Source organism: Rhodococcus sp. 1163 (genome assembly GCF_002091985.1).
In the GTDB taxonomy this organism is placed as follows: domain Bacteria; phylum Actinomycetota; class Actinomycetes; order Mycobacteriales; family Mycobacteriaceae; genus Rhodococcoides.
Window position 1 is genome coordinate 90,037 of sequence record NZ_MKKX01000016.1, and the last position, 23,867, is coordinate 113,903.

Here is a 23,867-nt window from a genome sequence, read left to right on the forward strand (position 1 = left end):
CAAGCCGGCGCCCCTTCGACGGCTCGAGCACCGATTGCGTCGTATTCGAAGAGGTATAAACGAGGGATGCCATCGATTGATCCGTCCGCACCGCCCACCACTCCGCTTCGTACTGCGGCCCGATACGCGCTGTCCGGTGCGCTGGTATTCGCCGGATTGAGCCACCTCTTCTGGGCGCGCGAGGATTTCCAAGCTCAGGTCCCACGATCGATTCCCCTCGATCCCGACGGTGTCGTCATGGCTTCCGGTGGTGTCGAGATCATGCTCGGCGTCGGGCTTGCCGTGTTGCCGCGCGATCGGGTTCGGATCGGCCGGCTCCTCGCGGCCTTCTTCGTTGCTGTGTTCCCTGGGAATATCGCTCAGTACCGTAACAAGCGGGACGCGTTCGGCTTGGACACCGATCGGCGACGGTTCGTCAGACTGCTGTTTCAGCCGGTACTTGCGGCTTGGGCACTGTGGTCCACCGCCGTCCCGAATAGACGTTAGGCAGTGCCTCACCGCTGCGGCCTTCTTTGACACGCCGCCATTGACACAGTCAATCGTGTCCTAACCTTTGTGCCGCCAAGAGATCTCGCTTCGCGGCTTCGTCCCGAACTTCGGACAGAAATGTTCCGAAATTACCTTCACTGCACACTAGAACGTGTTCTTATTGGGTCTCCAGCACTCGACAGGAGCACCTAGTGACGCGTGACGACGTCGCGGAAATCGAACAACTGAAGTATCGGTACCTTCGGACCCTCGACTGCCGCAGGTGGGACGAATTCGCAGAGACTCTGACCGAGGATGTCGTTGCCGAATACGGTGAACACCTGCGGTTCACCTCACGCGATGATGTTCTGGCATTCATGCGTAGCGCGATGGTGCCGGGACTGATTACCGAGCACCGCGTAGATCACCCGGAGATCATCGTCGAGGGCGACAGCGCAAGTGGGGTGTGGTACCTGTCCGACATGGTCATGCATCCCAAGTATGGCGCCATCCTCAGAGGTGCAGCGTTCTACGACGACCGTTATCAGCGGGGCGAGGACGGCCGTTGGCGTATAGCGCACACCGGTTACACCCGAACCTACGAATTCACACACGAACTCACTAGCCTGCCCGGATTCAGAATGACAGCGGATCCGTGGCAGGACGGAAGGACACAGTTGTGACCGAGAACCTCACTGGCAAGATTGCTTTGATCACCGGAGGCGGCCAGGGAATCGGACGGGGCGTCGCTCTGGAGTTCGCACGTGCTGGGGCCAAGTGCTTCCTCGTCGGCCGTACCCGCTCGAAACTCGAGGCTGTGGCGGAGGAGATTGCGCAGGTGACCTCGGCTGCAGACGTCGCTGTCTACGAGGTGGACATCGCCTCGGACGGTGCCTGCGAGGCTGCTGTCAGCGCCGCAATGGACGCTTTTGGCGGCGTCGACATTCTGGTCAACAACGCTAATTCCGCGTTCCCGGTACCGCTCGACGAATCCGGCGACGACTTCTTCGACTACGCCCTGAGAACAGGACCACGTGCGGTACTACGCCTGATGCGAGCCGTCCACCCATCCATGGTGGAGCGGGGTGGGGGAGTCATCATCACGATGATTACCTCGTCCGCAGTTCGTTGGGACACATCAGGATTCGGGGTCTACGCCGCCACCAAGGAAGCCATGCGAGTGCTGACTCGGACCGCCTCCAGTGAATGGGGACATGAAGGGATCCGCGCACATTGCGTTGCCCCGCACGCACTTACGCCGGCACTGGAGTGGTGGATCGAAAACAATCCGGAGGAAGCCGAAGAGTTCGTTCGGACGATCCCCATGGGGCGTATCGGCGATCCTGAACGCGACATCGGCCAAGCAGTTGCATTTTTGGCCTCGGATTCCTCACGCTATCTGAGCGGCGCGGTCATCCCGTTGGACGGCGGTCAGTCTCGCTGGTGACGCCAGTGTTCAACCCACGTTGACGCCCGCATCCTTGAAATGCGAAGGCCCGCACCCATTCTTCGGGTGCGGGCCATAAGCGAAGTGGCGTCAGTGCTGCAGTGCTGGGTAGTCCGTGTAACCCTCTGCGCCACCGGAATAGAAGGTGTTCTGATCCGGTGTATTCAAGGGCAGATCTTCGCGCCATCGGTACGCGAGATCAGGATTGGCAATGGCGGGGCGTCCGACAACCACAGCATCGCCGATACCGTCTGCCAGGAGGGACAGCGCTTCCTCGCGGCTGGTGATCTCGCCGAATCCGCTGTTGACGAGCGTCGGACCACCGAAGGCTTGCCGCAAGCTCTGGACAAGTTCCCCCGCCGGATTTTTGTGCAGCACGCTGAGATACGAGAGCCCGAGTGGCGCAATCCGATCGACGAGCGCCAGATAGGTCGCCTGCACGTCGTCGGCGTCCTTCTCGTAGGCATCTTGGATGTTGTGCTCGGGAGAGATACGAATTCCGACTCGGCCTGCGCCGATTGCCTCGACAACGGCCTCGACTACTTCAGCGACGAAGCGGGCCCTGTTCTCCGGTGATCCGCCATAGGAATCGTCACGTCGATTCGACGCCGGTGAGAGGAACTCGTGGAGCAAATAGCCGTTGGCACCGTGAATCTCGACGCCGTCCATGCCAGCTGCGATCGCGTTCTTCGACGCCTGCACGAACTCCTCGATCACCGAGGGCAGTTCATCGGTTCGTAGTGCACGCGGGACCGGATAGGACTTCTTGCCGTCGTAGGTGCGGGTTTCGCCTTCGATGGCGATCGCGCTGGGCCCCACTACCTCGCGGCCGCCCGTAGTCCCCTCGTGCGTCACGCGCCCGGCGTGCATGACCTGGGACACGATCAGGCCACCTTCGGCATGCACTGCGTTCGCGACGTCGCGCCAACCAGCGATCTGCTCAGGCGTGACGAGCCCGGGCTGACCCGGGAATCCCTGACCTGCATGAGACGGATATGTCCCTTCGGTCACGATGAGACCGAGCGAGGAACGCTGCTTGTAGTGCTCGACCACCAGGGGGCCGGGAATTCCGTCTCGTCCTGACCGGACACGTGTCAGCGGCGCCATGACCAGCCTGTTTGCAAGCTTCAGTTCACCTAAGGTCAAGGGGGAAAACAACTTCACTGGTTCGGCTCTTTTCGTTGGCAACACTGCGTTCTTCGTTCGAATTACTTACAGTCGCCAACCTTCGGAGAGAGTGAGCTATTCCGAGCCGAGACGATCGTCACGCGTTGTGGCTGCGCACCAAACGGGCTACCGGCGGTAAAGGGTCTCGCGCTTGGCCGGGGTGGGCACGTGGGTGTCGTTCCACCAGGCACACAGTCCCAGTCACCGGGAAAATCCACACTGCGAGAAGTTTTTGGACTGTACTCAATCTCGTGACGAGCACCGATTCGAACACCGACAGCCCGATCCGACCCATCCCCGAAGCGCAGGTGAGTGAGTGGGATTACGAAGCCGACGTCGTCATAGCCGGCTTCGGTGTGGCAGGAGCGGCAGCTGCTGTCGGCGCAGCCCAGTCAGGTGCCGATGTACTGGTGCTCGAACGCACCGGTGGATGGGGTGGTGCCGCTGCAATGGCCGGTGGCTTCATCTACATGGGTGGCGGGACACCCTTGCAGAAGGCCTGCGGATTCGACGACACCGTGGACAACATGAAGGCCTTCATGAAGGCTGCCTTGGGGCCCGGAGTCGACGAGGCCAAGATCGATCTCTACTGCGAGGGAAGCGTCGACCACTATCACTGGCTGGCCGATGACTGCGGAGTTCCGTTCAAGGAAAGTTTCTGGGGTGAACCGGGCTGGGAGCCGCCAGACGACGACGGTTTGCAGTACACGGGAGGGGAAAACGCGGCACCGTTCAGTTCCGTCATTCCGCCGGCGCCGCGAGGGCACGTCCCCCAGATGAAAGACAAGCACGTCAGCTCCGAAAAGGGCGGCGGGTACATGCTGATGAAGCCGCTGACCGACAGGGCCGCAGCACTCGGCGTCAGGTCCGAGTACGACATGCGGGTTCAGACACTGATCGTCGATGCCGATGGACGGGTTGTCGGAGTCCAAGCCAAGCAGTACGGCAAGAACGTTTCAGTCCGCGCACGTACCGGAGTGGTGCTGGCCACCGGGAGTTTCGCCTACAACAAGACGATGGTCGAGTCGTACGCACCCAGGTTGATCAATCGCCCGGCCGCGTCGATCGAAGAGCACGATGGACGCGCAATCCGTATGGCGCAGGCGATCGGTGCAGACCTCGCGCACATGGATGCCGCTGAGGTCGCATTTTTCAGTGACCCACAAATGTTCATCCGTGGAATATTGGTAAACGGACGCGGCCAGCGTTTCATCAACGAGGACACCTATCCCGGCCGTGTAGGACAGGCTGTTCTGTTCGACAATCACAACGAAGCGTTTCTCGTCATCGACGAGGCCGCATACGATGTCGCGTTGACTACGCAGACTTCGACTCCGCAGCTTCGGCGCCGACCAACCTGGGTCGCTGAGGCGGTGGAAGAGCTGGAGTCCGACATGGGATTGCCCGCAGGCGCTTTGCAGTCGACAGTTGAGCTGTACAACCGTCATGCCGTGAACGGTGAGGATCCCTTGTTGGGTAAGAAAACCGAATGGGTCGAACCGATAGGCACTCCCATTGCGGCAATCGACCTCCGCGGCATGACGGGCGGATTCACCCTCGGCGGACTGCGGACGAGTACAGCCTCCGAGGTGCTTCACGTCTCCGGTGAACCGATTCCTGGCCTCTTCGCTGCAGGTCGCTGCACAGCAGGCGTCTGCGCAGGCGGCTATGCCAGCGGGGCGTCACTCGGCGACGGTAGCTTCTTCGGCCGTCGTGCCGGCCAGAGCGCGGCCAACGGACGCTGAGGCATTCTGTTGCCTCAGCGTCCAACTTTCGCGGTCACGATCAGGTACTCCCATTCCATTGCTGGCCCTTCGTAGAATTGGCCGGCCAGCTCGATCAGTGAGTTGTCCAGAGCCCTGACAGCGGCATGGTCGTCCGCGATCCGGCGGTACACCGCGATCGTCGGTCCATAGTTCTTCTTGAAGTAGTGCACGAAGTCCGTCGGCCGGGAAAACATGTCGACGGTCAGAGATCTCACCTCGGCGGTCAATTCGCGGACCTGATCTCCGAACAGACCGCGGACGTGCGCCTCGTCGCCCCACAGCGGTGGCGGCTGTGCGCCGGGAGGTGGGGGAGCGGCGTACGGCTTCATCGTCGAAAACATTTTTCCGATGAATCCGTCCGGCGTCCAATTGATGAGCCCGATCGTCCCACCGTCCCGGCAAACGCGCACGAGCTCGTTCGCAGACTGCTGATGATGCGGGGCGAACATGACGCCGACACACGACATCACGATGTCGAACTCGTTGTCCGCGAACGGAAGAGCCTCGGCATCACCCTCGATCCATTCGAGGGTGGCGTGCTGAGCGGCGGCCAACTCGCGGCCATGAGCGAACAGTTCGGGTGTCAGGTCACTTGCGATCACGGTTGCGCCGGCCGCAGCAGCCGGTATCGCCGCGTTGCCTGATCCCGCTGCGACGTCGAGCACTCGCTGACCCGCTTCGACCCCGCACACACGTACGAGTGTCGGCCCGAGTTCCTGAACTACTTCGGCAGCGACGGCAGGATAGTTTCCCAGCCCCCACATGGTTCTGTGCGCCGCCTTCAGCGCACGGTCGGCATCGACAACTTCTGTGGTGTCGGTCATTGTCCCGCTCCTTCGACGTTGTATCGGCTATCAGTCGAAGACTAGGAATGTGAGCTGGGCTTATCCAGTACAGGATCTGTACCGGGAACGCGATGAGCGCTATCGTCGGTAGATGGGGTCGTCGTACCACCAGTTCTGCCCCGTCGCCAAGGCGATGGAGCTGTTCGACGAGCGTTGGACTCTGCTGGTGGTTCGCGAATTGTTGCTCGGCAGTCGCCGCTTCAACGATGTGCGACGCGGACTGCCCCGAATGTCACCCACCCTGCTGTCGAAGCGCCTCCACCAACTCGCTGTCGCCGGGATCGTCGAAAAGCAGTACTCGGGAAATGAGGCACGCTACGCCCTCACCCCAGCTGGAATGGAGCTGCGACCCGTTGTCGAAGCGCTCGGTATGTGGGGCACGCGCTGGGTCGGAACCCTCGGCGATGGGGACCTCGATCCTGCGCTGCTCATGTGGGACATGCATCGCAACGTATGTTCGACGTCCATCCCGGGCGAGCACGCCGTGATCGAGTTCCACTTCACCGACGTAGCAGCCTTTTCCCGGGCCTGGTGGCTCGTGATCGACCCCCGTGAGGTCGACGTGTGCGATGTCGATCCCGGTTTGGAGGTCTCCGTGTGGGTGAGCACAAGACTGCGTGTGCTGACCGAGATCTGGCGCGGCGACGTGACCTGGTCGTACACGCTCGAGTCCGGTCAGCTGATCATCGACGGACCCGCAGCGCTGCGCCGCGGGCTGCCGAAGTGGTTCACCCTTCCGAGGTCTGCGGCGGTGCCCAGACCTGATCACGATCGGATGTGACCGATGCGCCGTCAGTGGGTTGCGCGCTCGGCCAACAACGCCAACCTGCGCAGGGCTTCGGAGTTTCGGGGATGCACTGCGGCGTGCTGTAGCGAGTCCGGCAGCAGACTGAAAGGTTTGCTCGCAGCGTGTTCGATCATCTGGATTCGACAACCGCGCGCCTGCGGGTGCAATCGAACAGTAATGTGAGCGGTCCCGAACGGCAGGGCATGCGCCCGGAATTGGAGCTCCCGGCCGGGGTAGGAGTCGAGGACGGTAGTGGTGTCGTCCAGTACCGCCGGCCACAGGCCAACAGAGTGATGAATCGACGAACCCGGCGACGGCCACGTGCTGTCGACTGCGCGAATGCGGGATGCACCCACCACCCACATGGCGTATTGCCATCCGTCGGCCAGTACAGACCAGACAGCGTCGACGTCGGCGTCAGTGGTTCGTTGTGTCCCAGATGTCATACCCAATATCCTTACCCGAATACACCTGCTCTGGCGATGGGTACCTCTGCAAGGTATCCATCTGGCTGTACGGGTTTGCCCGCAGACAAGGCAGGGCACTCCCCAGTACCAATATGGAGGTGCCGGTGACCGTTGCACGAGAGCGTTCTTTTCCATCCATCAGTGTCGACGACGGGGTTTATGCGCCTCAGGAAGATTCGTACCTCCTGTGCGCCGAGATTGCTGCGCACTCCGGACTCGCAGGTGCCCGAGTTCTCGACCTGTGCACTGGCAGTGGAATCGCCGCGATCGAAGCTGCACGACGCGGTGCCCGGGAAGTAGTTGCGTACGACATCTCTGTCCAGGCCGTAGCCTGCGCGCTGTCGAATGCCGATGCGAACGGCGTCGACGTCGACGCACGCGTGGGGACTCTGTCCGACGCGCAGCTAGACGCGCCGTTCGGTGTCATAGTCTCCAATCCGCCGTACGTACCCTCACCCCGCCCTCCGGTCGGGATGGGTCTGCACCGTGCGTGGGACGCCGGAGACCGCGGGCGAGTCGTGTTGGATCTCCTGTGCGCACACGCGTTCGAGCTCCTGGTGCCGGGTGGAGCAGTGATCATGGTGCAGTCCGAACTCTGTGGGGTAGAGGAATCTCTCGATCGGTTACGGGGTACCGGGCTCGATGCCGAGGTGATACGCCGTCGAACGATCGGTTTCGGGCCCGTCCTTCATGAGCGTGCAGCGTGGATGGAAGCGGCCGGTTTGATAGAGGTGGGATGTCGAAGCGAAGAACTGATTGTCATCGAAGGTCGTCGCCCAGCCGCTTCCTGATCCGACACCCGGTTGCTTCACCACTATTTGGGGTAGTCGGTGCTACATGACAAAAAACGACAACATCGAATCCGAGTCCACCGCGCCCAAAGGCGGCCGCCCCGGGCCGACGGACGAAGGAAAGACTGGCGGAATGGCCACCCGGGAAGCAGCTCCCGACGTCGCCGAGAACGAGGACACGGACAGCTGATCACAGGGTCGATCCGTCACTATTGGGCGCTGTGTGTTTCGCACTGACGGCCTTGGGTATCAAAGACAGCGGCACTGAAGCAGATTGGCGCCTCGAATTATACGAGCAGCCATAGTCTGGAGTCCGAATGTCAATAGACGAAACTGCCGAGTCCGTGATCTGGCTCGATCCGAGCCCATTGGACAGCTGGTGGGATCGAGTGATGAATCAGAGTCCCGTCGCTCCCGCGGGCCGAAACTGATAGTCGGTCCGGCCGCTCGAAGGCCAACTCTTGCAAGGAAAAGCGAAGGAGTAGTCCCATGAAGGCAGTTACCTGGCACGGTAAGCGTGATGTTCGCGTCGACTCGGTTCCCGACCCCATCATCGAAAAGCCCACCGACGCCGTTATCGAGGTCACCTCGACGAACATCTGCGGCTCTGACCTGCACTTGTATGAAGTGCTGGGCGCCTTCATGAATCCAGGAGACATCCTGGGCCACGAGCCGATGGGAATTGTTCGTGAAGTCGGTAAAGCGGTTACCAACCTCGCTGTAGGTGACCGAGTGGTGATTCCTTTCCAGATCTCGTGCGGTAGCTGTTTCATGTGCGATCGGTCGTTGTACACACAATGCGAGACCACCCAGGTGCGCGAGCAGGGGATGGGTGCGGCATTGTTCGGTTTCTCCGAGCTGTACGGCAGTGTTCCAGGAGGACAAGCCGAGTATCTGCGAGTTCCTCAGGCACAGTTCACCCACATCAAAGTTCCATCGGGAGCACCGGACTCGCGGTACGTATACCTTTCGGACGTGCTTCCGACGGCGTGGCAGTCCGTTGTGTACGCCGACACCCCGCCAGGCGGATCGGTGACGGTTCTCGGTCTCGGCCCCATCGGAGATATGGCCGCTCGCATCGCAACCCACCTCGGCTTCGACGTCATTGCGGTCGATCGTGTTCCCGAGCGGCTTGCCCGTGCACAAGCTCGCGGAATCCGCACGGTCGATCTTGCTCAACACGCTGGGGAGCTCGGCGACGTGATCCGAGATCTCACCGATGGGCGCGGTACCGACTCGGTGATCGACGCCGTCGGGATGGAAGCACATGGTTCACCTGTGGCGAAGGCTGCGCAGCAGCTCACCGGTCTGCTGCCGGACTTTCTCGGCAAGCCGATGATGCAGAAGGCCGGAGTCGACAGACTCGATGCGGTGTACTCCGCCATCGACATCGTCCGTCGTGGCGGCACCATCTCACTGATCGGCGTCTATGGCGGCGTTGCCGATCCGCTTCCACTGCTTACCATGTTCGACAAGCAAATTCAGCTGCGCATGGGCCAGGCGAACGTGAAGCGTTGGGTAGAGGACATTATGCCTCTGCTCGGTGACGACGATCCGTTGGGTGTCGATTCATTCGCCACCCACACCCTGCCTCTCGAGCAGGCCCCGCACGCGTACGAGATATTCCAGAAGAAGCAGGACGGCGCGGTCAAGGTGATTTTGAAGCCCTGAGCGGCGGGCTGTCGGGTGACAGCTTGTTCTCGTCCAAAAGAGACTCCAACAACCGGACAGTCAAGTGCACGACTTGGTTCTCTTCTGCGCCCGCTAGCTCGTCGAGGGTTCCGGCTGCGCGTCCCAACGCGATACCCGCCAGCACTGCCACTGCCATCTGGGCTCTCAATCGTGGGGAGTCGAGACCCGCCTCTTCCATCCGATCTTGTATTCCCGCAGTGAGTTTGGCGTCGATCCGAGCTGTCGCTGCGGTCTGAATCGCCGGATCGTCGTGTGCGCGAACGACCGCCTGCAGCACGGGGCTCGGGCCGACCTGGTGAACACGCCGAATCGTGGCCTCGATCCGAGCGGGGTCGAGCATGTCCGAAAGGTGCGGATTCTCGTTTTCCGTCGGGAGGGTTTGGATGTACAAGGCTGCCTTGCTGCCGAAATAGCGGGCGATCAAGGCCGGGTCAGCGCCCGCCTTCTCGCCGATCTCTCGGATCGTCGTTCGCTCGTATCCACGCGCGCCGAACAGTTCGGTGGCAGCTTCGAGAAGATCCTGCTTGGTGCGGTCGGAGTCACGAATGCGGGCTACCGGGCGTGTCTGGATCATCGTGAATCCTCACTCTGTCCTGGGCGGCTGGCGATGTCGTAGGCAAAGCTGCCGGTTGCGGCCGACTCGATGCTCTCGTCGACCAATCTGGCAGGCAGTTTTTCGGCGCGGCTGCCTCGGTAGGATAGTGCAAAAGCCAGGATTGCCGTGCCCGTCCAGAGGCCGATACCGACGATGGCGGTTGCTGTGTAGCCGGCGCTGTCCGGGAACGTCTGCCCGGGAGCTGTGTATATCGCGAGCACGGTGGCGCTCAAAGCGCTGCCCACCGCGCCACCGACCGTGCGTGCTACTTGATTGACCCGCTAGGGCGCTCCCTGTTTCGTGCGGTGGGACCGCGCTGACGATGAATGCCGGCATCGCGGCGAAGGTGAACCCGATCCCGAGGCCGGCTACCCCCATGAGTACGAATACGACCCATAGTTCATCGCGACCGAACAGGAACAGCGTGAGCGCACCGGCGAACGCCATCGCACCGATCGGCATGATCATCGATTTGCTGATCCACCGCTCGGCCAGGGGAAGGAGCCTGTTGGCGAACACGCTCGTCAACGAGAACGGCACGAGTACGAGGCCAGCCACCATCGCCGACCGACCGAGTCCATAACCGGTGTCGGACGGAGTCTGTACGAAGCGGATGACCGCCGATGACAGAACGAACATGCCGATACCGGCGAAAAGTCCGGTGACATCGGCAGTCAGGACTGCGGGCTTGGACAACAGCCGCAATTCCACCAGCGGGAATCGAGTCCGCAGCTCGTGGAAAGTCCAGCCGACGACGACCGCGAGGCCCACCGCCGCACAGCCGATCGTCTGGACGGAAGTCCAACCCCAGTAGCTGCCGGAGGTGAGCGCAATCAGTAACAGAGTCAGGCCGATTCCGAGGAGTACCGCACCGACGATATCGAGCGGCTTGTGCGGTACATGCCGACTGGAAGGAACCGATGTGATGCCACCGACCAACACCGCGAGCGAAGCCGCAGAGGCGACGACGAAGCACGCGTGGTAACCCCAGAGATGGGCGATAACCCCGGTCAGGGGGTAGCCGAGACCGATTCCCGCTACCGCGGTCACCGACAATGCCGCAACGGTACGTTTGGCTTCGAACGGTGTCAGGTGATCGCGAGCTACTGCCATCGCGAGCGGCGCGAGCCCTAACCCGACACCTTGTAGGCCACGCCCGATGAGCAAGAGTGCGAGATTGCTCGGGATCGCGGCCAGGACACAACCGATGAAGACGACGGACAGCGCTCCGATGATCACGGGTCGTCGGTGGGGGCCGTCTCCGAGACGGCCCAGGACCGGAACGGTAACGGCGCCCACCAGCATCGTTATCGTCAGCGTCCACTGTGCACTGGTGAACGAGACCGAGTATGCGTCGGCCACTGTCGGAATCAGAGGTGCGCCGACGCTGCTGACGATGGCGACGACGGTACAAATTGCGGCCAGCACCGGTACGAACCCGCGGGGGGTCGCGAGGTGTTCCTCCGGCTTGTCATCAATTGATGTCATCGTTTGATGTTATACCCAGTTTCGTGCCGGACCCGGATCGAATTCACACGTGGGTCGATGTCGGATAGATCGGAAGGTCCGTGCCCAACGTGTAGTTCGGTAAGCCAAACTCTATTGTCAGGAAATGGAAAACGTGACGATCGGACAGGTGTGATGGACAAGTCGCCCTCACCAGAGCAATCCTGGCCGCCGCCGTCACGGTTCAGGTCGGCCAGTATCTTGCTCGGTCCCGCCTTCGTTGCGGCGATCGCCTATGTCGATCCGGGAAACGTCGCCTCGAACGTCAGTGCGGGCGCGCAGTTCGGCTACTTACTGGTGTGGGTGATCGTGGCGGCGAATGTGATGGCCGGACTCGTGCAATTCCTGTCCGCGAAGCTCGGCATCGTCACCGGCATGACGCTGCCCGAGGTCGTCCGCTCCAAATCGAGCAGGTCTGTGCGACTTGCATATTGGTCTCAAGCGGAAATCGTCGCCATGGCGACCGACCTCGCCGAGGTCGTCGGTGGTGCGATTGCACTGTATCTATTGTTCGACCTGCCCCTTCTTGCCGGCGGCCTGATCACCGGGCTGGTGTCGATGATGTTGTTGTTGGTGCAGGATCGGCGTGGACAACGGCCGTTCGAGTTCGTGATCCTCGGGTTGCTTGCGGTCATCGCTGTCGGCTTCCTCGCCAGCGTGTTCGTCGAACCCCCGTCGTTTTCGCAGGCCGCTGCGGGACTTGTCCCGCGATTCGACGGTGTAGAGAGCGTGTTGCTCGCAGCAGCGATGCTGGGCGCAACGATCATGCCGCACGCGGTCTACCTCCACTCTGGACTTGCACGTGATCGCCACGGCAACCCCGAACCAGGACCGGTACGTCGGCGGCTGTTGCGGATCACCCGAATAGACGTCGGATTGGCAATGCTGTTGGCCGGAGCCGTCAACATGTCGATGCTGCTCTTGGCGGCAACAACTCTCGGCGGACGCGATGGTGTCGACTCGATCGAGGGCGCCCACGCGGCAGTAGGGGAGACATTGGGTCCAGTGGTCGCGCTGCTGTTCGCGGTGGGGCTCCTTGCGTCGGGGCTCGCGTCGACGTCGGTGGGGGCGTATGCGGGCGCGATGATCATGGACGGCCTACTGCGCAAACGGATTCCGATTGTGCTGCGGCGAGTGGTGACGCTGGTACCTGCACTCCTCATTCTTGCTGCTGGGATCGATCCCAGCCGCGCACTCGTCGTCTCTCAGGTCGTACTGTCTTTCGGTATCCCGTTCGCATTGATCCCATTGGTGCGGTTCACTTCCGATCGAGTGTTGATGGGACAGGATGTCAATCACCGGATCACGGCCTGTGCGGCGTGGCTCATCGCAGCCATCATCGTTGTGCTGAATGTGGTCCTGATCTATCTGACCGTGACATGAGTCAGATCCGCTTGCGGCTTGCGGATCCGATTGCATCGTGTGTTCGAGGCGCAGATCGCGGGTAGCCACCTATATGGCATCACACTCGAACAGCGGGAGCCTCGAATGAGCGAACTGACCTTTACCATCGGGCACGAGGAACTGGTGATTCGTCAGCGATGGGAAGTCGTCAGTATCGTCAACGACATTCTGGTTGCCGTCTGGTTCATCGTCGGCAGTGTCTTGTTCTTCGGCGAGACAACGGCGGTCGCGGGCACCTGGTTGTTCCTTATCGGCAGTGTCGAGCTCTTGATTCGCCCGATGATCAGGCTCGCTCGACGCATCCACATCCAACGGGTCAGGCAGGGGACTGGGGTCTCGGACTCCAGTGACGACTACTGACATCGCCCGGGGCTCGAGCGAGGTCCAGCCGCCGGAATCAGGATTCTGACAGTTCCGAAATCAAAGGAGAAAACAGTGATCTTCATCGTCGTACAGTTCGAGACGAAGCCCGAGTGGACCGAGCGTTGGCCCGGGCACGTAGCCGGGTTCACCGCGAATACCCGCGCCGAGGCCGGAAACTTGTGGTTCGAATGGTCTCGCAGCCTCGAAGATCCATCCGTCTACGTATTGCTCGAGGCCTTCCGCGATGATGAAGCCGGTGGTGCTCACGTCAACAGTTATCACTTCAAGAAGGCAATGGAAGAACTCCCGCAAGCTCTTGCGTCGACGCCCAAGATCGTCAGCCAGACCGTGGATGCAACCGGGTGGGGCGAGATGGGCGAAATGTCGGTCGACGCGCAGTAGTCGACCGAACTGGAATCCTTCGATGTTCTCGGCATGAGATACGTCACTGAACGGCTTTTCGAAGCGGAACTCTACCCTCACGGGAGAGTAGGTTCGTGAACGTAACTTCCAGGGACGCGCGAAGTATGCGCCCATCCTGGGATGTTGCCCCCGACTCCGGCAAGCGTGCAACACCTCGCATCTTCGGACCACACCACATTCCTCGACAGAGAATGGAGCATCTACATGGCTTCCGCGGCCACCGCAGCGCAGACGATCGAACCGCAATGGACGGTGTGGTCTGCCCTGCGATCGCCGAGGCGGTTGCGAACCGAGGTTCTCGCCGGGCTGGTGGTGGCGTTGGCTCTGATTCCAGAGGCGATCTCATTCTCGATCATTGCCGGCGTCGACCCGCGTGTCGGCCTGTTCGCGTCGTTCACCATGGCGGTGACGATCTCGATCGTAGGTGGTAGACCTGCAATGATTTCGGCGGCCACCGGTGCAGTGGCCTTGGTCATCGCGCCCTTGGTGCGGGACTACGGCGTCGAGTATCTGATCGCGACTGTCATTCTCGCCGGGGTTCTGCAGATACTGCTCAGCGTGGTGGGGGTCGCCAAATTGATGCGGTTCATCCCACGCAGCGTCATGGTTGGATTCGTCAATGCGCTGGCCATACTCATCTTCATCGCCCAGGTTCCGCACCTTCTCGGGGTCCCCTGGCTGGTGTATCCGATGGTTGCCATCGGGATTGCGGTAATGGTGTTCTTGCCCAAGTTGAGCACCATCGTCCCTGCGCCGCTGGTCGCGATCGTGATGCTGACGGCAGCGACGATCGTGTTCGCGCTGAATGTTCCCGATGTCGGTGACGAGGGGGAACTTCCGTCGAGTTTGCCATCGCTACTTCTTCCTGACGTTCCCGTCACGTTCGAGACGCTGAAGATCATCGCCCCGTACGCGTTCACGATGGCCATCGTCGGTCTGCTCGAGTCGCTGATGACTGCGAAGTTCGTCGACGACATCACCGACACTCACTCGAACAAGACCAGAGAGTCCTGGGGCCAGGGTGTCGCCAATATCGTCACCGGATTCTTCGGCGGTATGGGCGGGTGCGCGATGATCGGGCAGACGATGATCAACGTCAAGACCTCCGGTGCACGAACTCGGATCTCGACGTTCCTCGCAGGCGTGTTCCTGCTGATTCTCGTCGTCGGTCTAGGCGACATAGTCTCACTGATCCCGATGGCGGCATTGGTGGCGGTGATGATCATGGTTTCGGTCGGCACCTTCGATTGGCACAGCATCGCCCCGGCGACATTGCGGCGGATGCCCACGAGTGAAACCCTCGTCATGGTGGCCACGGTCGCGGTCACCGTTGCGACCGACAATCTCGCCTACGGGGTGGCGGTCGGAGTCGTGACCGCAATGGTCTTGTTCGCGCGACGCGTCGCGCATCTGACCGAGGTCGTCGATGTGGCACACCCGGACCCGGACACCCGCGTCTACTCAGTGCTTGGTGAGTTGTTCTTCGCCTCCAGCAACGACTTGATCTATCAGTTCGATTACGTCGGTGACCCTGCCAATATCGTCATCGACATGTCGTCCTCACACATCTGGGATGCGTCGACCGTCGCGACTCTCGATGCGATCACCACCAAATACGCAGCCAAGGGGAAGACCGCGACCATCGTCGGGTTGAACGAGGCCAGCGCGCAGCGACACGGGTTACTGAGCGGGAAACTCGGCGCAGGGCACTGACGGGTTCGCACGTGCAAAGAAGGAGCTATGCGGATATGCCTCAACCCGAAGACGAAACGGCACATATGCAGATCGGCAACGTCGCGGCGCGAACCGAGCTGTCCATCAAGACAATTCGTCACTACGACGATGCGGGCTTGGTGACTCCGTCGGCGCGAAGTAGAGGCGGATTCCGGCTGTACACCGAATCGGATGTGCAGCGATTGCTCGTCATCCGGCGCATGAAACCGCTGGGATTCACGCTGGGGGAGATGCGCGAACTTCTCAACGCTCTCGACGCACGGGCAGATAGGTCCGCCGACCGAGAGGCCCGAGCGACTGCGGAGCAATACGTCGCCGAATGCCACCGACGCGCCGAAACCACGTGCGCCGAATTGCGAACACAGCTCGCGTACGCCGAAGAATTCACTGCACTCCTTGCGCATCCATGATCGTCAGACTCCGGCAACACCCAACAGTTGTCCGATCAGGTAGGTCACGATCATGGCCAGCGCGCCACCGATGACGATGCGCCACATTGCAGGGCCCGGTCTCGAACCGCCCAGGCGCGCACTGACCTGGCCGGTCAACGCCAGCGCCAACAGAACCGCCACGAAGGTCACCGGAATTCGAGCTGACGCCGGTGGTGCGAGTATCGCAATGAGGGGCAACGCTGCGCCCAATGTGAAGGACAAAGCAGACGACAGTGCCGCCTGAATCGGGCTGGTCAGGTTGTCCGGGTCGAGGTGGAGTTCGGCGTCGACATGCGCTGCGAAAGCGTCGTGCTCGGTGAGTTCGTGAGCGACGGTCAGGGCAGTTGCCCGGCTGAGCCCCTTGCTTTCGTAGATCGAGGTCAGCTCTTCGAGTTCCGCGTCGGGATCGTCACGCAGCTCCATTTCCTCCTTGGCCAGTAGGGCCTTTTCGCTGTCCCGTTGGGTGCTCACCGACACGTACTCGCCGAGTGCCATCGACACGGCACCTGCGACAAGACCGGCGACGCCTGCGGTGAGTATCGGTCCCCGCTCGGACGAGAGTGTCGCAACGCCGACGACAAGTCCTGCCGTGGAGACGATTCCGTCGTTGGCGCCGAGCACACCCGCGCGCAGCCAATTGAGCCGTGACGAAAGACTCTCGTCGTGCTGTTCCCCAGGGTGGGCTGCGTACTTCTCGTCGCCCAGGCCGTTCGACTCGCTCATCGTGCAAACGCTAGTTTCGATCTCGTCCGCGCGCCAGCAATGCAAGGCTTCCCGTAGTCCGTCTGGCGGCGGCCGCCCGTGCCCCCTCGCCTCATCGGTGTTGTCATTCGGCGTAAGAGGACTCATGATTCGAAGCGCAGGCTGCGGGGTAAACCCCGGACTGCCTCACTGTGTGCTTTGCAGCGGCAGCAAAGCACACAGTCAGGTGTGTTGTTCACACTGTGGTGTCGAGTAGATCGGGTAAGGACCTTATGTCACGTACACGTATTCGCGTGGTGGAGCGCGGGCCGATGCTTGTGGACGGTCCGGTGGAGATCACCATGCCCGACGGATCCCAGGTCGTATCGGATCGCAGTGTCGTCGCGCTCTGCATGTGCAAGCGGAGCAAGATCTATCCGTTCTGCGATACCAGCCACCGTGCTCGCCGAGAGCGGACACCCGCCGCGACGATCGGTCGAGCCGTCGACGACGCCGTCGACGACGCCGTCGAGTAGACCGGCTGGCCGCTCAACACCGACACGGTCCGTCGAAGCACTGCCCGATCTTGTGACCGACCATCGGTCAAAAGTCGACGATTGCCGCGATGTGTGTCTCCAAATTGATTCGCACCCTTCCCGACGGTGGTGGCGTGCCCAATCCGAAAGCACGCACAACTGCCGCAACCGAGGCGCCGCCGAGTGCGACGTCGCTGCCGAGTTGCGGCCAGGTTGACAGCGACACTCCGATTTCCGGTAGCGAAGCGAGCATCCGAGGAGTCAGTTTCGTGGGGTCGAGAATCCGCGCGGCCAGCGGTGCCTTCTGCTCCGGCGTGATGTCAGCAAGTGAGCGGGCATCGAGATCTCCGAGGAGGCCGTGTAGCAATGGTCTGGTCGGTTCGAGATCGAACCGCTCGACATCGAGTATTCCGCCGTCACTGGTCTCCATCAAAACTGGTATGCCTCGACTTCTGGCGGCCTCACGAAGAGTCAACTTCGCATCGAGCGAATCGCATTCGTCGATGACGATGTCGAGTCCCTCCATGAACGTGTCCATACTGGCAGCGATCAGACCTTCGGGGTGCGTAACCACCGTCAGATAAGGGTCCAATTCGGCGATTCGGCGTGCCGCGACCGTGGTCTTGTTGACGTCGAGGTCGAACACGGATGCCGGGACTCTATTGAGATTGGACAGGTCCAGGACGTCGAAGTCGGCGAGTCTGAGCTCACCGCACAGCCCTTCGATAGCGATTGTGTGCGCCACGGCGTGCCCCACGCTGAGCCCGACGACTCCCACACGCAGTTCGGTCATCCGCTCCTGCTCGGAGAGGGTGATTTTGTTTCTGTTCCGGTCCAGTCGCAGAGTCCGAAAGCCTGTCGGCCCGAGAAGCTTCACAAGCGAATTTCTCCACGGATAGTGAATCCACCGTTGTGGCTCGTCGAGGACCTCTGCCGGTGGGCTGGGCAAAAGACCGATCAACGATTCGAGCTGGTTTTGTGACGCGTCGAGAATGTGCATTCCGGGTAAAGCCGATAGTTCTTCGACGGTCCTTGAATCGCTCTCGAGGGCCGAATTCAGTATCCGATGTTCTGACACGTGGCTCTCATTCTTCTCGTTCGGACGCTCGAGCAGGTGCTCCGCTGTCGTCAAGATAACTGATCGAGGTGTGCTCGATGTTCACTGAGGTCCGATTGCGACTGCGAAATCGGAGTCGAAAGTCTCGACAGAGAGCGTCGGCGGTACCCGGAAATATCACTTTTGCAGTGCTGGGACGAAGATTTGCGACCTTCGAACAGTCAAATGTTCCACGACCAGGAAGAATTGCCTGGTTGCCACTTGGCAACTGAACTGTCGGCGCCCGATAGCGTCGGCTTTCGCCCCTAGCCGGGGACCTTTGGAACTCGGCATGTCTTCTTAGGAGAAACCGTGTCTGCACCTACGACAGTCGATTACCGAAACGCAACCCCTAGCGCGAAGTGGGGTTCGCGTGCCGCTCGGTCGAAGCTTTCAGGGATATATCGGCCCGTCGACGCATCATTCGGCCCGAGATTCAGCCACTGCGAGGGATCGATGACTCTCGTTGCGGCGATGCCTACTGCAGCGCCGGAGCTCTGGACGAGGTATGTCGACGGTGCTTGGTCGTCGTACTCGCGCCATGGTGTGACGTGTGCTCTCGACATCGATGAAGTGGAATCGGGCGCTACCACAGCGTTGTTCTATGTCGTTCTCGGACCTGACGGGGAGATGCTCGGCGGTGTTCGGGCGCAGGGGCCCTATACCTATGTCGAGCAGTCGCATGTGTTGACCGAATGGGCGGACTCGCCGGGGCTCGACGTGGTCAGAGGTCAACTCCGGACTCGACTTCCGCACGGAATCATCGAGATGAAGAGCGCGTGGGTACGAGAGGGAGCGCCGGCGCGGGTGATTTCGGGACTGTTGGCGAGAACGGCGCTGCCGACCATCGAACTGACGGGGAGCAGGTATTTGTTCGCAAGCGCTGCCGACCATGTGCTTCGTCAGTGGGAAACATCCGGAGGGCGAATCGACACAACTGTGCCCGCTGCTGCGTACCCCAGCGATCAGTACCGCACGCGTTTGATGTGGTGGGATCGGGAGACCATTGCACGAGAAGCGCACTCCGAGGTCTGGGGCCTTATGGAAAGCGACGCGCGTGCGTTGACCGGAAACGGCTATCACTCTTCTGCCGTCGCATAGTGGACATCAAAGCTTCGAGTGCGGGGAACTATCTTCGAGGGGACAACGATTCATCGATCTGCCGCGTCGAGTTCCACGTGACCATAATCGTCCCGGCGTGTGACGCACGGTCACGGCCACTGGATTTGGCGGCGTAGAGGGCGTTGTCCGCGGCGTGCATGAGTGTATCGATGACTTGCTCGACGTGGGGGCTCTCTACATCACCGTCGATGCTGAGCCTGGGATCGAGGACGGCACGGACGTCAGCAGTCACCGATCCGATACTGACGGTGACCTCGCATTCGGAGCGGACACGTTCGAGAATGTTCGATTCGAAACAACGGTTTTCGGTAAGGGGAGTCAATACGAGAAATTCTTCGCCACCTATGCGAGAGACGATCGTTCCTTTCGATCCTGTCTCCTCGGTTGCATGAACGAGGGCATCCGCAATTGTCACGAGTATGAGATCGCCTGCAGCGTGGCCATGACTGTCGTTCACGGCCTTGAAATGGTCGATGTCGATGACATGGGCGGACAATTGACTGCGACTGTCGCACGTCCGGTCGAGCAACGCTTCTACCTGTGTCATCATGCCGCGGCGATTGAGCAACCCGGTGAGTGGATCGGTATTCGCCAGGACATTGAGGCGCTTGTTTACGGTGAGCAGAGACCGGCGAAGGGTCGCGATCAGGATTACCGGTACCAGCACAGACGTTGCTCCCGCACCGATAGCAACGATGGTGACCGCAAAGCCTGCGGAAGACAGACTGACGGCCGACAACCACGTCGCCATCGCCACCGAACCTGCGGTGAGAGCAGCAGTCATGCGCGGCGATGATCCAGAGGCTGCAATTGCAGGAACAACGGCGAGCAGTGACGTCACTGCTCGCGTCCCGGCAGGATCGGCGATGAGGTAAGCCGAAATTGCGACACCGATCATGCCGCCCGCACCGAGGGCAGCGAACTGCCCATCTGTCAGTTTGCCGACGTGCACGGCATACAGCACGGTAATCGCGGTGAAGACGACGATCGCAGTCAGAAGGGGTAGCGCACCGTCGCGAAGGAACGATGGTGAGATCAGCGCAATCGCCAGTAGCGGCAGTGCCCCAGAGGCGCTCGTTATCACCATCGTTGTCCGCGTGTCGAATCGCGTCCAGAACGACTTCGATTCGGACTTCGTTCGGCGCAAGGTCGCGCTCATGTATCAATAGCCTCGGTTCGCCGCCGGATGTAGCCGACAGCATATCGCGGGGACGGCCAGCCCGACGATCTTGATGCCCCGGCGCGGTGTACTTTTCCAATCGCCGTGGCGGCAGGCTAGGTGGCGAGCGGGGCTTGTGGCGAGGACTGAATCAGTAGGCGTTTGATCACCTTGCCGGTTGCTGTCCGCGGAAGCTCGTCGAGGAACGTGACGTCACGAGGTACCGAGAATCGGCTCAGTCGATTTCTGATGTAGAGACGAACCATGTCATCGTCCAGTCCTGCGGCGCCGCGCATCACGACAAATGCGGCCAGCCTCTGACCATATTCCTTGTCCGATACACCTACCACTGCGACCTCGCCGACTTGAGGAAGATGAGCAATCGCATCCTCGACAGGACCAGGAAAGACGTTTTCTCCACCTGAGATGATCATCTCGTCGTCCCGGCCGCTGACGAACAACCGGCCGTTGCAGTCCAAGTAACCCAGATCGCCGGTGTCCATCATGTCCGCCCCGAGGCCTGCTGTGACGGCAGGCGTAGCGCCGTTGGTATATCCGTTGAACAGCATGTCGTTACCTACGAAAATTCTGCCGACAGAACCGCGCGGAACCGGATCACCTCCGCCGTCGAGAATGGCCACAAGAGTTCCAAGAGGCGGCTTTCCGGCCGTCGTAGGAGCAGCTCTGAGATCGGCAGGTCCAGCGACCGTCGCCCACGACACCTCTGTAGAGCCGTAGAAATTGTACAGAACGTCACCGAATGTGTCCATGAAGCGAGTGACCATGGAGCCTGCAAGAACCGATCCGCTGCATGCGACTACCCGCAGACTCGAGGTGTCGTACCGCGCGCGGACGTCCGCGGGTAATTCGAGGATACGTTGGAGCATGATCGGCACCGCGATGAGCGAGGTACAACGATTTTCTGCAATCGCTTGCAGGCAAGATTCAGGTTCGAATCTGTCTTGCAACACAACCGTCGATCGCAGCGGTGTACTGAGCTGAAGTGCCGCGAGACCCCAGCTGTGGAACAGTGGGGCGGCGATCATCATTCGTTCGTTCACCTGCAGCGGCATCTTCGACAACATCGCCGCGATCGTTCCGAACCCTTTGGCGGTGGGGCGGAATGCGCCTTTGGGAGTTCCGCTCGTTCCGGAAGTGAGAACCACCAATGTTCCCGGATGCTCGGGCCGAACGAATGTCGCGGACGGGGGTGCCACCAGCTGCTCGAGCAGGCGCCTGCCAGGAACGGTCGAGCGCGAGGAGAGGCTGATTCGTGGTACTTCCTGGGCCACATGCGAGACGATCGAGTCGAACTCGTCGTCGGCGAACAAGGCTTTCAACCGATGGTGGTCGGCGATACTTTCGATTTGTCGTGCTGCCAGGCCGGTGTTCAACAGCACCACGTCCACCCCGAGCAATCCGCAGGCGACGGTGCATTCGGTCATCGCGATGTGGTTGCGTGCCAGCACCCCGACGGTGTCTCCGGAGCGCAGACCCATCGCGCACAAACCCGCAGCTATGCGGTGTGACCGTTGATGCACTTCTGCGAACGTCCGAGTTCCTCGGTCGTCGATAAGTGCGATGGCGTCCGGTGATGTCGCCGCGGCTGCCCCGAACCCGCCGCCCAACGTGAAACCCCATTTGGACAAAGAGTTCAGTTGTCGAAATGCGAGATCTGGGCGTGCAGTGCGGATGACACCGGTTTTGTACATTGTCTTGGCGATATCGAGTTGCATAGTCCGGGAGTTACCCGAGCCGGAAAGAACAGAGGTCGGCTTCCCCGCCAGATAGTCGGCAATGTGCGCGAACCCTGCTCGCAACCAATCGCATACAGCGCTGTTGCGGTCGGGAACCCGCGAGTACGCACCGTTCAGAGATGCTTTGAACACGGTCACGTCGACTGTGCATCGCCCCGGCGAAACCTCGGTGAGGTGGACATTGACGAAACCGCCGGAATCGAGATGAGTGATCGACATCGTCGTTCTCACGTAATCGAGATCGAGACGCAAAGCGTGATCGATGCCGTCGGCCCTTGCCGTGAACGCTCCCGGAATCGACTCCGAGACAGGCAGGCAGGACTCGAGTCCCATGAAGAACCGGCAATACCATTCCGGCGCAGTCACGATTTCCCAGACTTGATCTCTCGAATGCTCGAAGTCGATGGTCACATCGATCACGTCGGACAACATAGCTGTTCCGCCCCCAGTCAGACGTGCGCCCCACCAGTGCGGGGATTGCTTGATCCAAACCCAATATCGGATGGTAGACGGCAACCTGCACACCTGAGCAGCGTTCGGGAAAGGTTTTTCAGATCAGGCTGGACGCACCCGAGTGCCACGCCGTCAGAACTCGGTCACCGAGCGCAGCGTCGACAAAATCGAGTGCGCGCATCCCGAAGACGATGTCGGACTCGAGATGCGGTTCTGTACGAACGAGACCGCCGACGACGTCGTGACGCAACAATTGCTCGTGCACGGCATCTGCCTCGACGTGCTCGGCGTAGAACGCGATACAGGCCTGCGGTGCCCCCAGCCGCTCGAGGCCGGTGACCAAGCGCTGGGACCCGGGCGAGGAAGTGATCTCAGTGGCAGCGAAGTGACCGACCGTCGCGCCGCGCAGTCCCCGGTGAAGACCGAAGAGCGACATCAAATTGACCCAGGCGAGCGTCTCGGCAGGCACTCGATCGGTATATCCGAGGTAAGTCGAGTCCAGGTCGGCGGCGTCCATGAGGTCTGCCCACAACTTCTGATGTACTCGCTCGCCGCGCCCGCCGCCGTACTCGTCGAATTCGACCGCGACGTACGACGCTTTTGGCTGTCCGTGCAGCCGAGGGATCGCCCATGCGTGCGGGTCGGCTTCCTTGAGATGGTAGATCGACCGGTGAACGAAGTACTCACGCATCTGTTCCCACGAACCTTCATCGCGTAGATACCAGGAAGGCCCGGTACCCGACGAATGCGCAACCGACAAGAACTCCATCTCGGCAATCGCGTCGTTGCCTGGCTCGACGCTGTCTCGGAGGTACGACATGAACGACTCTTCCAAGCCCGCGCGGAATCTCAGCACATCCGGATCCCATTCCCAGCGGTCGTCGACTCCGGCGAAACCTCGGTAGTGCAACTCGTAACACGTAGCCAACGCCACATGGAGGTCCCGAGACATTGGATCGACTCCACCGGCAGTCGGGGGCGCAGCTGTGGACTTACCGGTGATGAAGTCCATGACACCGGCCGACAAGGGTCCACAGGGTGCAGGCAGGGGAGGCGACGAAACGAGTGAAGTGCTTGTCATCGGTCCTGTCTACCCCTTCCGGCCGAAGCCAATCTCCTCTCGGGCCTCAGCGAGGAGAACGGGAGAGCACAGTCAGTCCGGCGCAACGGGTGAACC

Annotated in this window: 25 protein-coding genes; 15 read left to right on the forward strand and 10 right to left on the reverse strand. The window is 61.0% G+C overall.

Annotated features, from left to right (window positions below; all coding sequences use genetic code 11):
- The first annotated feature begins 66 nt into the window (after nucleotides 1-66).
- From BJD99_RS03060 to BJD99_RS03070, 3 genes are all read left to right on the forward strand, one after another.
- The gene (locus BJD99_RS03060) at nucleotides 67-486 is read left to right on the forward strand and encodes a hypothetical protein (protein WP_084345323.1); all 420 of its coding nucleotides are present in this window, start codon (nucleotides 67-69) and stop codon (nucleotides 484-486) included.
- A 194-nt stretch (nucleotides 487-680) separates the two neighbouring features.
- Complete coding sequence (locus tag BJD99_RS03065; RefSeq protein WP_084345324.1) at nucleotides 681-1,151, forward strand: nuclear transport factor 2 family protein; 471 nt, start codon at nucleotides 681-683, stop codon at nucleotides 1,149-1,151.
- Nucleotides 1,148-1,915, forward strand: a complete 768-nt coding sequence (locus BJD99_RS03070) for an SDR family NAD(P)-dependent oxidoreductase (protein ID WP_084345325.1) — start codon at nucleotides 1,148-1,150, stop codon at nucleotides 1,913-1,915. Before BJD99_RS03065 ends, BJD99_RS03070 begins: the two co-directional genes overlap by 4 nt.
- Nucleotides 1,916-2,005: 90 nt before the next feature.
- On the opposite strand, the gene BJD99_RS03075 is transcribed toward BJD99_RS03070, so the two are convergent.
- Entirely contained in the window at nucleotides 2,006-3,079 is a 1,074-nt protein-coding gene (locus BJD99_RS03075) for an alkene reductase (protein WP_084345326.1), read from the reverse strand.
- Between the two features lie 254 nt (nucleotides 3,080-3,333).
- On the opposite strand from BJD99_RS03075, the gene BJD99_RS03080 reads away from it, so the two are divergent.
- Nucleotides 3,334-4,827 carry an FAD-dependent oxidoreductase gene (locus BJD99_RS03080; RefSeq protein WP_084345327.1) on the forward strand — a complete coding sequence of 498 codons (1,494 nt, stop codon included), beginning with the start codon at nucleotides 3,334-3,336 and terminating at the stop codon, nucleotides 4,825-4,827.
- A 14-nt stretch (nucleotides 4,828-4,841) separates the two neighbouring features.
- Here the strand turns inward: BJD99_RS03080 and BJD99_RS03085 are convergent, their stop codons facing one another.
- On the reverse strand, nucleotides 4,842-5,672 hold the full coding sequence (locus BJD99_RS03085) for a class I SAM-dependent methyltransferase (RefSeq protein ID WP_084345328.1): 831 nt from the start codon (nucleotides 5,670-5,672) through the stop codon (nucleotides 4,842-4,844).
- 112 nt (nucleotides 5,673-5,784) lie between these two features.
- Between BJD99_RS03085 and BJD99_RS03090 the strand changes: the two genes are divergently transcribed.
- A complete protein-coding gene (locus BJD99_RS03090; protein ID WP_084345329.1) occupies nucleotides 5,785-6,474 on the forward strand; it encodes a helix-turn-helix domain-containing protein in 690 nt (229 codons plus the stop codon).
- Between the two features lie 11 nt (nucleotides 6,475-6,485).
- Here BJD99_RS03090 and BJD99_RS03095 read toward each other — a convergent pair whose 3' ends face one another.
- Entirely contained in the window at nucleotides 6,486-6,926 is a 441-nt protein-coding gene (locus tag BJD99_RS03095) for an SRPBCC family protein (protein ID WP_084345330.1), read from the reverse strand.
- Between the two features lie 125 nt (nucleotides 6,927-7,051).
- Between BJD99_RS03095 and BJD99_RS03100 the strand changes: the two genes are divergently transcribed.
- From BJD99_RS03100 to BJD99_RS03105, 3 genes are all read left to right on the forward strand, one after another.
- Nucleotides 7,052-7,738 carry a HemK2/MTQ2 family protein methyltransferase gene (locus BJD99_RS03100; RefSeq protein ID WP_256895427.1) on the forward strand — a complete coding sequence of 229 codons (687 nt, stop codon included), beginning with the start codon at nucleotides 7,052-7,054 and terminating at the stop codon, nucleotides 7,736-7,738.
- A gap of 46 nt (nucleotides 7,739-7,784) precedes the next feature.
- Nucleotides 7,785-7,928: a hypothetical protein gene (locus tag BJD99_RS20900; RefSeq protein WP_179142165.1), complete on the forward strand. Its 144-nt coding sequence runs from the start codon at nucleotides 7,785-7,787 to the stop codon at nucleotides 7,926-7,928.
- Between the two features lie 299 nt (nucleotides 7,929-8,227).
- Entirely contained in the window at nucleotides 8,228-9,409 is a 1,182-nt protein-coding gene (locus BJD99_RS03105; RefSeq protein WP_084345332.1) for a zinc-dependent alcohol dehydrogenase, read from the forward strand.
- Here the strand turns inward: BJD99_RS03105 and BJD99_RS03110 are convergent.
- Nucleotides 9,387-10,004 (reverse strand): TetR/AcrR family transcriptional regulator, encoded by a 618-nt coding sequence (locus BJD99_RS03110; protein WP_084345333.1) that lies wholly within the window; start codon nucleotides 10,002-10,004, stop codon nucleotides 9,387-9,389. The two genes, BJD99_RS03105 and BJD99_RS03110, sit on opposite strands and share 23 nt — an antisense overlap.
- Before the next feature lie 9 nt (nucleotides 10,005-10,013).
- On the reverse strand, nucleotides 10,014-11,513 hold the full coding sequence (locus tag BJD99_RS03115) for an MFS transporter (RefSeq protein ID WP_256895430.1): 1,500 nt from the start codon (nucleotides 11,511-11,513) through the stop codon (nucleotides 10,014-10,016).
- 153 nt (nucleotides 11,514-11,666) lie between these two features.
- On the opposite strand from BJD99_RS03115, the gene BJD99_RS03120 reads away from it, so the two are divergent.
- The 5 genes from BJD99_RS03120 (at nucleotide 11,667) to BJD99_RS03140 (ending at nucleotide 15,865) form a co-directional block, all read left to right on the forward strand.
- A complete protein-coding gene (locus tag BJD99_RS03120) occupies nucleotides 11,667-12,914 on the forward strand; it encodes an Nramp family divalent metal transporter (RefSeq protein WP_084345334.1) in 1,248 nt (415 codons plus the stop codon).
- A 105-nt stretch (nucleotides 12,915-13,019) separates the two neighbouring features.
- Nucleotides 13,020-13,295: a YrhK family protein gene (locus BJD99_RS03125; RefSeq protein ID WP_084345391.1), complete on the forward strand. Its 276-nt coding sequence runs from the start codon at nucleotides 13,020-13,022 to the stop codon at nucleotides 13,293-13,295.
- A 75-nt stretch (nucleotides 13,296-13,370) separates the two neighbouring features.
- Nucleotides 13,371-13,700: a putative quinol monooxygenase gene (locus BJD99_RS03130; protein ID WP_084345335.1), complete on the forward strand. Its 330-nt coding sequence runs from the start codon at nucleotides 13,371-13,373 to the stop codon at nucleotides 13,698-13,700.
- Between the two features lie 225 nt (nucleotides 13,701-13,925).
- On the forward strand, nucleotides 13,926-15,434 hold the full coding sequence (locus tag BJD99_RS03135) for a SulP family inorganic anion transporter (protein ID WP_084345392.1): 1,509 nt from the start codon (nucleotides 13,926-13,928) through the stop codon (nucleotides 15,432-15,434).
- 35 nt (nucleotides 15,435-15,469) lie between these two features.
- Nucleotides 15,470-15,865: a MerR family transcriptional regulator gene (locus tag BJD99_RS03140; protein ID WP_256895433.1), complete on the forward strand. Its 396-nt coding sequence runs from the start codon at nucleotides 15,470-15,472 to the stop codon at nucleotides 15,863-15,865.
- 3 nt (nucleotides 15,866-15,868) lie between these two features.
- Here the strand turns inward: BJD99_RS03140 and BJD99_RS03145 are convergent, their stop codons facing one another.
- Entirely contained in the window at nucleotides 15,869-16,609 is a 741-nt protein-coding gene (locus BJD99_RS03145; RefSeq protein ID WP_084345337.1) for a VIT family protein, read from the reverse strand.
- Nucleotides 16,610-16,860: 251 nt separating this feature from the next.
- On the opposite strand from BJD99_RS03145, the gene BJD99_RS03150 reads away from it, so the two are divergent.
- Complete coding sequence (locus BJD99_RS03150) at nucleotides 16,861-17,103, forward strand: CDGSH iron-sulfur domain-containing protein (protein ID WP_084345338.1); 243 nt, start codon at nucleotides 16,861-16,863, stop codon at nucleotides 17,101-17,103.
- 67 nt (nucleotides 17,104-17,170) lie between these two features.
- Here BJD99_RS03150 and BJD99_RS03155 read toward each other — a convergent pair whose 3' ends face one another.
- Nucleotides 17,171-18,235: an Rv1355c family protein gene (locus BJD99_RS03155; protein WP_256895434.1), complete on the reverse strand. Its 1,065-nt coding sequence runs from the start codon at nucleotides 18,233-18,235 to the stop codon at nucleotides 17,171-17,173.
- Nucleotides 18,236-18,655: 420 nt separating this feature from the next.
- Between BJD99_RS03155 and BJD99_RS03160 the strand changes: the two genes are divergently transcribed.
- Nucleotides 18,656-19,300: a hypothetical protein gene (locus BJD99_RS03160; RefSeq protein WP_084345339.1), complete on the forward strand. Its 645-nt coding sequence runs from the start codon at nucleotides 18,656-18,658 to the stop codon at nucleotides 19,298-19,300.
- A 28-nt stretch (nucleotides 19,301-19,328) separates the two neighbouring features.
- Here BJD99_RS03160 and BJD99_RS03165 read toward each other — a convergent pair whose 3' ends face one another.
- The 3 genes from BJD99_RS03165 to BJD99_RS03175 all read right to left on the reverse strand — a co-directional run bounded on the left by BJD99_RS03165 (nucleotide 19,329) and on the right by BJD99_RS03175 (nucleotide 23,771).
- Nucleotides 19,329-20,480: a GGDEF domain-containing protein gene (locus tag BJD99_RS03165; RefSeq protein WP_084345340.1), complete on the reverse strand. Its 1,152-nt coding sequence runs from the start codon at nucleotides 20,478-20,480 to the stop codon at nucleotides 19,329-19,331.
- 116 nt (nucleotides 20,481-20,596) lie between these two features.
- Nucleotides 20,597-22,669, reverse strand: coding sequence for an AMP-binding protein (locus BJD99_RS03170; protein ID WP_084345341.1), 2,073 nt, complete (start codon nucleotides 22,667-22,669; stop codon nucleotides 20,597-20,599).
- A 118-nt stretch (nucleotides 22,670-22,787) separates the two neighbouring features.
- Nucleotides 22,788-23,771 carry an iron-containing redox enzyme family protein gene (locus BJD99_RS03175; RefSeq protein ID WP_084345342.1) on the reverse strand — a complete coding sequence of 328 codons (984 nt, stop codon included), beginning with the start codon at nucleotides 23,769-23,771 and terminating at the stop codon, nucleotides 22,788-22,790.
- Between the last annotated feature and the right edge of the window lie 96 nt (nucleotides 23,772-23,867).

Excerpts from the sequence above, each read along its gene's own strand:
- BJD99_RS03060 (WP_084345323.1), top strand. The coding sequence starts at position 67 with ATGCCATCGATTGATCCGTCCGCACCGCCCACCACTCCGCTTCGTACT.
- BJD99_RS03085 (WP_084345328.1), bottom strand. The coding sequence starts at position 5,672 with ATGACCGACACCACAGAAGTTGTCGATGCCGACCGTGCGCTGAAGGCG.
- BJD99_RS03090 (WP_084345329.1), top strand. The coding sequence starts at position 5,785 with ATGGGGTCGTCGTACCACCAGTTCTGCCCCGTCGCCAAGGCGATGGAG.
- BJD99_RS03095 (WP_084345330.1), bottom strand. The coding sequence starts at position 6,926 with ATGACATCTGGGACACAACGAACCACTGACGCCGACGTCGACGCTGTC.
- BJD99_RS20900 (WP_179142165.1), top strand. The coding sequence starts at position 7,785 with ATGACAAAAAACGACAACATCGAATCCGAGTCCACCGCGCCCAAAGGC.
- BJD99_RS03105 (WP_084345332.1), top strand. The coding sequence starts at position 8,228 with ATGAAGGCAGTTACCTGGCACGGTAAGCGTGATGTTCGCGTCGACTCG.
- BJD99_RS03110 (WP_084345333.1), bottom strand. The coding sequence starts at position 10,004 with ATGATCCAGACACGCCCGGTAGCCCGCATTCGTGACTCCGACCGCACC.
- BJD99_RS03115 (WP_256895430.1), bottom strand. The coding sequence starts at position 11,513 with ATGACATCAATTGATGACAAGCCGGAGGAACACCTCGCGACCCCCCGC.
- BJD99_RS03120 (WP_084345334.1), top strand. The coding sequence starts at position 11,667 with ATGGACAAGTCGCCCTCACCAGAGCAATCCTGGCCGCCGCCGTCACGG.
- BJD99_RS03125 (WP_084345391.1), top strand. The coding sequence starts at position 13,020 with ATGAGCGAACTGACCTTTACCATCGGGCACGAGGAACTGGTGATTCGT.
- BJD99_RS03135 (WP_084345392.1), top strand. The coding sequence starts at position 13,926 with ATGGCTTCCGCGGCCACCGCAGCGCAGACGATCGAACCGCAATGGACG.
- BJD99_RS03140 (WP_256895433.1), top strand. The coding sequence starts at position 15,470 with ATGCCTCAACCCGAAGACGAAACGGCACATATGCAGATCGGCAACGTC.
- BJD99_RS03145 (WP_084345337.1), bottom strand. The coding sequence starts at position 16,609 with ATGAGCGAGTCGAACGGCCTGGGCGACGAGAAGTACGCAGCCCACCCT.
- BJD99_RS03150 (WP_084345338.1), top strand. The coding sequence starts at position 16,861 with ATGTCACGTACACGTATTCGCGTGGTGGAGCGCGGGCCGATGCTTGTG.
- BJD99_RS03160 (WP_084345339.1), top strand. The coding sequence starts at position 18,656 with ATGACTCTCGTTGCGGCGATGCCTACTGCAGCGCCGGAGCTCTGGACG.
- BJD99_RS03165 (WP_084345340.1), bottom strand. The coding sequence starts at position 20,480 with ATGAGCGCGACCTTGCGCCGAACGAAGTCCGAATCGAAGTCGTTCTGG.
- BJD99_RS03170 (WP_084345341.1), bottom strand. The coding sequence starts at position 22,669 with ATGTTGTCCGACGTGATCGATGTGACCATCGACTTCGAGCATTCGAGA.
- BJD99_RS03175 (WP_084345342.1), bottom strand. The coding sequence starts at position 23,771 with ATGACAAGCACTTCACTCGTTTCGTCGCCTCCCCTGCCTGCACCCTGT.